At 70.9% G+C, this 8,178-nt stretch carries 5 protein-coding genes; 1 reads left to right on the forward strand and 4 read right to left on the reverse strand.

The annotated features are described in order from the left end of the window. Positions 1-604 precede the first annotated feature (604 nt). From U9980_RS06690 to U9980_RS06705, 4 genes are all read right to left on the reverse strand, one after another. Positions 605-2,719 (reverse strand): glycosyltransferase family 39 protein, encoded by a 2,115-nt coding sequence (locus tag U9980_RS06690; protein WP_322767137.1) that lies wholly within the window; start codon positions 2,717-2,719, stop codon positions 605-607. 110 nt (positions 2,720-2,829) lie between these two features. Further along, the gene (locus U9980_RS06695; RefSeq protein ID WP_322767138.1) at positions 2,830-4,122 is read right to left on the reverse strand and encodes a glycosyltransferase; all 1,293 of its coding nucleotides are present in this window, start codon (positions 4,120-4,122) and stop codon (positions 2,830-2,832) included. Positions 4,123-4,126: 4 nt separating this feature from the next. Next, the gene (locus U9980_RS06700) at positions 4,127-5,863 is read right to left on the reverse strand and encodes a sensor histidine kinase (RefSeq protein WP_322767139.1); all 1,737 of its coding nucleotides are present in this window, start codon (positions 5,861-5,863) and stop codon (positions 4,127-4,129) included. Between the two features lie 2 nt (positions 5,864-5,865). After that, complete coding sequence (locus U9980_RS06705) at positions 5,866-6,606, reverse strand: response regulator transcription factor (protein WP_322754082.1); 741 nt, start codon at positions 6,604-6,606, stop codon at positions 5,866-5,868. A 364-nt stretch (positions 6,607-6,970) separates the two neighbouring features. Between U9980_RS06705 and U9980_RS06710 the strand changes: the two genes are divergently transcribed. Beyond that, a complete protein-coding gene (locus U9980_RS06710; RefSeq protein WP_322767140.1) occupies positions 6,971-8,155 on the forward strand; it encodes a hypothetical protein in 1,185 nt (394 codons plus the stop codon). Positions 8,156-8,178: the final 23 nt, after the last annotated feature.

Genomic DNA, 8,178 nt, shown 5'->3' on the forward strand with positions numbered 1-8,178 from the left:
TGCGACAGGCCGTTGTCCCGGCTGGTGCCGTGAGCTGAAAGCGACGAGTTCATGGCAATCTCCTTTGGCTGGCTGGCTTTCTTTGGGGCCGCCGGGCGTGCGCGAAAACGAGGATCGCACGCCCGGCGGCCGGCTGACTTCCCCGGAATTTCTTGTCCACAAACAGCTAATCAGCATGGGCTGGGCGCGGGCTGAGTACCTGCTGTGCGTCTGCTGTGGGATGCCAGGTGCAGTGCGGCTTGAGTCTGGCCAGGTGTTGGCCAGGTGTTGGCCAGGGGCTGACGAGGTCGAATGATCAGGTCGAACCGACATCGGTGGCGGCCCGCGCCGGCCCGTGCCCGGACAGCAAGGAAAACCGCGGGCGCCACCGGTTCGCGGTGGCGCCCGCGGCCTTGTGCTGGCCGTTGCGCGTGCTGACCCTTGTGCTGGCCGTTGCGCGTGCTGACCCTTGCGCTGGCCGTTGCGCTGGCCGTTGCGCTATGCCGACGGTAGGTGGCTTCTGTCGCTCCAGCGTGCTTTTTCACCTACCGCTCGGCCGAATGCCGTCCAGCGGTAGGTGAAAACGGCCATCAGGGCAGCCTTTTCCACCTACCGCTCGGGTGGGTCAGCTCGTCTGGTGCGTCAGGTCGTAGACCGTCTGGCCGCCGACGGTGGTCGAGGTGAAATGTGCCTCGACCCAGGTGGCGATGTCGCTTCCGGTGCCGTTGCTGTTCGGGCCGCCCATCCCTGCGCCACCGGAGCCGGCGATGAAGTAATGGATCTTTCCGGCGGAGACATAGGCCTGGAAGGCGGCGAGGGTCGGTGTGCCGTCGCTGCCGTTGAATCCGCCGATGGACATAACTGCTTTTCCGCTGGCGAGCTCCAGGGGAGCCGCACTCTGGGAGCCGACCGTGGCGGCTGCCCAGGTGCTGGTGGTCTTCTGCACCAGCGACACCAGCTCGGCGTTGGCGGTCTGACCGCCGAATCCACCCGCTCCGCCGAATCCACCGGGCTGACCGGTGGATGTTCCGCCGTTTGTACCGCTGGTTGTGCCACTGGGTGTACCGCTGGTTGTGGAGCCGTTCACCCCGGCGCCGCCGGGCTGGGTTCCTCCCGCGAACAACCGCCCACCGGAAGGTCCGCCACCGGGACCGCCCATGGCGCTGGTGCTCCCCGGACCGACGGCCGGGAGTGAGCCGGTGTGTGGGTGCGACGCAGTGCTGGCGGCATAGCCGGCCGTACCCGCGATGCCGGTGAGCAACGCCGCCGTCGCGACCACGATCGCGCCCTTGCGCAGGATGCGTCGTCCGGTCAGCAGGCCGCCGATCGCGACCGCGCCGCAGACGAGAACCGTGTAGCGCAGCCACGGAGTCCAGCCCGGGGTGAGAGCAAGCAGGTGGTAGCTCCAACCTGCGGTCCCCGCGATAATCATGGACGCGCTGATCCGGGCGAACCAGGTCTCCCGTTGCTGCCAGAGGAGCCGTCCGGTGATCGCCACCAGCGCCGCAACGGCCGGGGCGAGCGCGATCGTGTAGTACGGGTGCATGGTGCCCTGCATGTAGCTGAACACGATCCCCGTCACGAGCAGCCAGCCGCCCCAGAGGATGATCGCGGCCCGGGTGCGGTCGGTGCGCGGTGCCCGGTGGGTGAGCCACAGGCCGGCGACCAGGCTGAGCAGCGCCGCGGGGAGCAGCCAGGAGATCTCCAGGCCTGTTTCCGAGCGGAACAGGCGGGTGATACCGGTGCTTCCCCCGAAACCGCCACCGGCCCCGAAACCGCCCCCGCCGGCACCGCCGGCACCGCCGGCCCGGGTACCGCCACCGCCGCCGTTGCCGGCCCCGCCGAACAGGCGACCGAGGCCGTTGTAGCCGAATGCCAGCTCAAGCACGCTGTTGTTCGTCGAGCCGCCGATGTACGGGCGGGCGGACGCCGGCCACAGCGACACGATCGTGACCCACCAGCCCGCCGCGGCGAGAAGGGCGCCGACGGAGGCGAGAAGCTGGAGGATCCGGCGGCGCAGCCCGGTCGGAGCCGCGATCAGGTAGGCCAGGCCGAATGCGGGAACGACGAGCAGTGCCTGGCCCATTTTGGTGAGAAAGCCGAAGCCGATGGCAACCCCGGCCAGCGCAAGCCATTTCGTGCTGGCCGACTCGATCGCCCGCACCGTGCAGTAAGCGCCGGTGACCAGGAGCAGGACGAGCAGCGCGTCCGGGTTGTTGAAGCGGAACATCAGTGTCGCGGCCGGGGTGAGGGCCAGCGCCGTGCCGGCGAGCAGGCCCGCGGTCGGTCCGGACCACCGGCGCACGGTTGCGTACAGGAGCCCGACGGCTGCCACGCCTTCCAACGCCTGTGGGGCGAGCATGCTCCAAGAGGAGAAACCGAAGATCCGGCCCGACAGTTCCATCACCCACAGCGATGCCGGTGGTTTGTCGACGGTGATGAAGTTGGACGAGTCGAAGGAGCCGAAGAAGAACGCCTTCCAGCTCGTGGTGCCGGCCTGGACCGCCGCTGCGTAGAAGTCGTTGGCGTTGCCGGACGCGCCGAGGTTCCACAGGTAGAGGACGGCGGTGGCGGCGAGCAGCGTCAGGAGCGCGGGCCGGACCCATCCTGGGTCGGTCTCGGGTCCGCGCAGCCTGCGGCGCAGTCCGGTCGGCGGGCGCTCCCCGTCGTCGCGACGGGGCTCTGCAGTCGGATGCCGTCCCGGCGAGCTGGCCGGGGGAAGCAGAGTCGAGGTGGACACAGGCGTTTCTCCAGTCAGGATGTGATCGGGATGGTGCGTGTGATCGGGATGGTGCGGACGCTGGGGGCGGCGGGGGGCGTCGGGGGGGATGCCGACGCCCCCCGCCGGGCTCACGCCTGCCGGCGGTGCGGGTGGAAGACCCAGGCGCGCAGCAGGACGAATCGCAGGACCGTCGCGGCGAGGTTGGCGCCGATCAGGATGCCGAGTTCGAGGGGCCGTCCGGGGTGGCTGGCCAGCGCGCTGAGCACGGCCAGTGACCCACTGGTCAGCCCGAGCCCCAGGCCGAAGACCACAAGGCCCTCGAGCTGGTGGCGGCCGGCGCCGGCGCGCCCGCGTACCCCGAAGGTCAGCCGCCGGTTCGCGGCGGTGTTGGCGACCGCGGTGAGCGCCAGCGCGAGCAGGTTCGCGGCCTGCGCCCCCACCGTGCCCCGCAGCAGCAGGTACAGCACCAGGTAGGCCGCGGTGCTCGCCACCCCGACGCCGGTGAACCGCACAAGCTGTCCGGGCAGACCGACCGGTACGCCGGGGACGGCCGGCTCCAGCGGCGCACGGCCGAGCTGGCGGCGCAGGTCGCGCACGGGCAGCGCTCCGGTGACCAGGGCACGTCCGACCCGGGCGACGCCCTTGAGATCGGCCAGGGCGGTGGCCCTGATGTCGACGCGGCTGTCGGGGTCGTCGACCCAGTCGACCGGAACCTCGTGGATGCGCAGTCCGGACCTTTCGGCGAGGACGAGCAGCTCGGTGTCGAAGAACCAGCCGGTGTCCTCGATCAGGGGCAGCAGCTGCGCGGCGACGTCGGCGCGGATGGCCTTGAACCCGCATTGGGCGTCGGAGAAGCGGGCGGCGAGCGTGCCGCGCAGGATGAGGTTGTAGCAGCGGGAGATCATCTCCCGCTTCACGCCGCGGACGACCCGCGAGTCACGTGCCAGCCGGGTTCCGATCGCGAGATCGGAGTGTCCGGAGATCAGCGGGGCGACCAGCGGCAGCAGCGCCGCGAGGTCCGTGGACAGGTCGACGTCCATGTAGGCCAGCACCGGGGCGTCGGATGCCGACCAGACCGTGTGCAGGGCGCGTCCGCGGCCCTTCTGCTCAAGGTGGGCGACGGTGACCTCGGCGATGGCGGCCTGGAGCGTTTCCGCCACGGCCAGGGTCGCATCCGTGCTGGCGTTGTCGGCGATCGTGATCCGAAAGGGGTACGGGAAGGTCCTGGTCAGGTGTGCGTACAGGCGGCGTACGCACGGCTCCAGGTCGGCCTGCTCGTTGTAGACGGGGATGACCACGTCCAGCACTGCCGCGGGGTGGGTTGCCAGGATGGGCCGGCGGGCGGCCGGGACGGGCGTGCGGGTGGCCCGCGGGGCGGTCCGACCAGGTGCGTCCTGCGGGGTGACGGTCGCTGTGGGCATGGACCTACAGTCGGTCCGGGACCTGTCGCCCCCTTGTGCCGAAGCTGTGCCTTTCCTGTGAACCGGTCTCGGCTCGAGGCGCGGACGTCAGCCGCGGCGTGGGCTGGCGACCCGGCATCGGGGCCTCGGCCGGCATCGGGACCCCAGCCGGCATCGCGTCCCCGGCTGGCATTGCGGGCCCGGGGACCATGGCCGGCACGTGCGTCGGCAGGCGGACGATGAACGCCGTCTGACCAGGGCGGCTCGTGACATCCACGGTGCCGTGGTGAGCGGTGACGACGGCGCTGACGATGGCCAGGCCCAGCCCGGTGCTGCCGGCGGCGCGGGAACGGGAACCGTCGCCGCGGGCAAACCGCTCGAACACGGACGGGAGAAGATCAGGTGGGATGCCGGGTCCGTCGTCGAGCACGGCGAGCACGGCAAGGCCCGGGGAGCGGGCGTGCAGGCTCGCGGTGACCGTCGTGCCGGGCGGGGTGTGGGTGCGGGCGTTGGCGAGCAGGTTGGCCAGCACCTGGTGCAGGCGGGCCGTGTCGCCGGTGACGATCACCGGCTCGTCGGGCAGCTCGAGCTGCCAGCGGTGGTGGGGCCCGGCGGCGTGGGCGTCGCTCACCGTGTCCACGACGAGTCGGGACAGATCGACCGCTTCGGTGTCGAGGGGACGTCCGGCGTCCAGCCGCGCGAGGAGCAGCAGGTCCTCGACCAGGCTGGTCATCCGGGTCGCTTCGGACTCCACCCGGCTCAGCGCGTGGGCGATGTCGGGGGGCACCCGGTCGCGGCCGCGGCGGGTCAGCTCGGCGTATCCGCGGATGGCGGCCAGCGGGGTCCGCAGTTCGTGGCTGGCGTCCGCGACGAACTGACGGACCTTCATCTCGCTGGCCTGGCGTGCCGCGAGTGCCGCGCCGACGTGGCCGAGCATGCTGTTGAGCGCCGCGCCGACCTGACCGACCTCGGTCCGTGGGTCGGTGTCCGCCTCCGGGACGCGCTCAGCCAGCGCGACCTCGCCGCGGTCCAACGGCAGTTGGGCGACCCGCCTGGCGGTGGTCGCCACGCGTCGCAGCGGCCGAAGCGTGAGGCGGACGATGGCCGTGCCGGCGAACGCGGCGGCGAGCAGTCCGATCCCGGCGACGGCGGCTCCGACGACAGCCAGCTGGGAGAGGGTCGCCTGGATGGGGCGTAACGGCAGGCCGGTCACGAGCACGGTGCCGTCGGGCATCTGGCGGGCGATCAGCCGGAACTCTCCGTTGCCGCCGATCGTCTGCGTGTGCGGATGTTCGTCGGCCGGGACGGTGGTCAGGGCCGCCGCGGCCCCGGCGTCCAGGGGTGCAAGCGAGCCGTCATCGCTGATGATCCCGGCATCCGAGACCACACCGGCGGTCAGGCGGGCTCCAAGGGTACCCGCGGACTGGCCCGGCGGCAACAAGAAAGCCGGATGAAAGCCCGGTACCCCATCCGGTACCCCGTTCGGTACCCCGTTTGTGGCTCCGTTTGTGGCCCCGTTCGATGACCGCAGCTGCCCGGCACGGTTGTCGGAAGGCTGGCCGAGGGCATCCTGGGAGCGGGTGACGGCGGCGGTCAGCTGGTCGTCGAGGCGTCCCACCAGGAAGTCGTGCAGGGCCACCTCGGTGGCGACGCCCACCACCAGGGATACCGCCGCGAGCAGACCGACCAGGCCCACAACCAGGCGGGTCCGCAGCGACCACCCGAGACGTCGGCTGCTTGTTCCCATAGTGCGGCTACTCATGGTTACTGTTCGCCGGGCTTGAGGACGTAACCCGCACCGCGCACAGTGTGGATCATCGGGGTCCGACCGGCGTCGATCTTCTTACGGAGGTAGGAGATGTAGAGCTCGACGACGTTGGCCTGGCCGCCGAAGTCGTAGTTCCAGACCCGGTCGAGAATCTGGCTCTTGCTCAGGACCCGGCGTGGGTTACGCATCAGGAAGCGCAGGAGCTCGAACTCGGTGGCCGTGAGCTCGATCAGGTCATCGCCGCGCCGGACCTCGTGGCTGTCCTCGTCCAGGGTCAGGTCACCGACCACCAGCTCGGAGGATGTGCGGGCGGAGCTGGCCCCGGCCCGGCGCATCAGACCCCGCAACCGGGCGACGACCTCCTCCAGGCTGAACGGCTTGGTCACGTAGTCGTCGCCACCGGCGGTGATCCCGGCGATGCGGTCCTCCACAGCGTCCCGAGCCGTCAGGAACAGCACCGGGACGTCGGTGGCCTCCGTTCGCAGTCGCCGTAGCACTTCCAGGCCGTCGATGTCGGGCAACATCACGTCCAACACCACCGCGTCGGGACGGAACTCCCGGGCCGTGCGTACCGCGCTGAGCCCGTCCCCGGCGATGCGGACTTCCCAGCCCTCGTACCGCAGCGCCATCGACAACAGCTCGGAGAGCGCGGGTTCGTCGTCCACGACGAGCACCCGCAGGGCGGTGCCGTCCACCCGGCGCAGCGCCGGGAGCGGCTGGCGCGTGCTCTGAGCCACTGCCTGAGCCACTGCCTGAGGCGTTGCCTGAGGCGTTGTCTGCTGCACCGTTTGGTGGGCAGCCTGCCGCGTCGTCTGGTGCACCTCGCCGGCCGACCCGCCAGGGGATTCCGGCCCGTTGGGGAGTAACGCCATGGGGCTCATGCAAACACAGTGCCGACGTCAGCTGTGGCACAGCCGGGTATCTCCTGTGAATTTCCTGTGCCCACAGCTGGCGCCTTCCGGCCTCCGGTTTCCGGCCCGCGACCGGCCCGCGACCGGCCCGCGACCGGCTGTCTGGAGCCGGACCACAGCACGCCAGACCGGGGCACAGTAGTCTTCCCAACGCCAGAATGCCGATAGTGCGCAAACCCGGGGGTAAGGCGTGCCGGACTCAGCCATCGTGGACGTCCCGATCGGGCTCATCCTCGTGTTCGCCATCGGTAGCGTGGCGGTTTCCCGCATCAACGAGGCTGTGTTCGGGTTGATGTGCTACCGCGGCCGGCAGCTTGAGGCCGAGCTGCGTCGCCTCTTCGGTGATCGGCCCGTTGACGCCACGAGCGCCGCCCCCGACACCAGCCGGACGGCCACGCTCCTCGACGGCCCGCTGCGGGGCCTGCGTTCGGGCGGGCACGCGGGAGTCGTACCCGACCTGGGGGCCGCGCCGGTGGCGACCAGCGCCTGGCGGCGGGCCCGCCGGATGCGCCTGCCGTCCTACATCCCGTCGACGGCCTTTGCGCGCGGCGTGCTCGACATGGTCGAACCGCCCGCGCGGGTCCTGCTCGCTCGGATGGACCACGCCACGATCCCCGAGACCGCCCGCACGGCATTGCGCGACGCGCATCAGTCGCTCACCGACACCACGGCTGCGGCGCTGTCCGACGCTCTTGTCGCGTCCCCGGCGGCGACCGAGGAGAGCCGCAGGATCGCCGCGTCCATCGTCGGGCTCGCCGCCGCGCAACCGGTCGGGTCGCTTCTGGACGAGGTGGCCAAGCTGCCCGCGGACTCCCCGCTCCGGCTGGCGCTGACCGGCATCGTCACCCGGGCGGGCCACGACCGTGATCGGATCATCGCTGAACTCGCCGAATGGTACGACGACACCATGGACAGGCTTTCCGGCTGGTACAAGAGGCGCGTCCAGCGGTTCCTGCTCGTCTACGCGTTGCTGCTCACCCTGGCGCTGAACCTGGACGCGATAGCGCTCACCAACGCGCTGTGGGAAAATCGATCGTTGCGGACGGCCGCGGTCGAGGCTGCGTCCGCCCAGCTCGTCCCGACCGCTGCGAGTAGCTCACCGGCCGCCGGCGCCGAGGATGCCGCGAACCGGGCCGTGAACGCCGTGCGGGATGCGGCGGCGCTGCGTCTCCCACTGGGGTGGAGCGGGCTCGACTCCGACCGTTCCGATCCCCGGCGGATCCCGGGTGATGTGGGCGACTGGGCGCTGAAGATTTTCGGGTGGCTGCTCACCGCGCTCGCGCTCTCGCTCGGCGCGCCGTTCTGGTTCGATCTCCTCGGCCGGCTCGTCAACATGCGCAGCACCGGCCCGAAGCCCGCCCCCGTGGCCAGCTGACCGGCGTGGCCAGCTGACCGGCG

The sequence above is a fragment of the Protofrankia sp. Cr1 genome (assembly GCF_963555865.1).
In the GTDB taxonomy this organism is placed as follows: Bacteria; Actinomycetota; Actinomycetes; order Frankiales; family Frankiaceae; genus Protofrankia.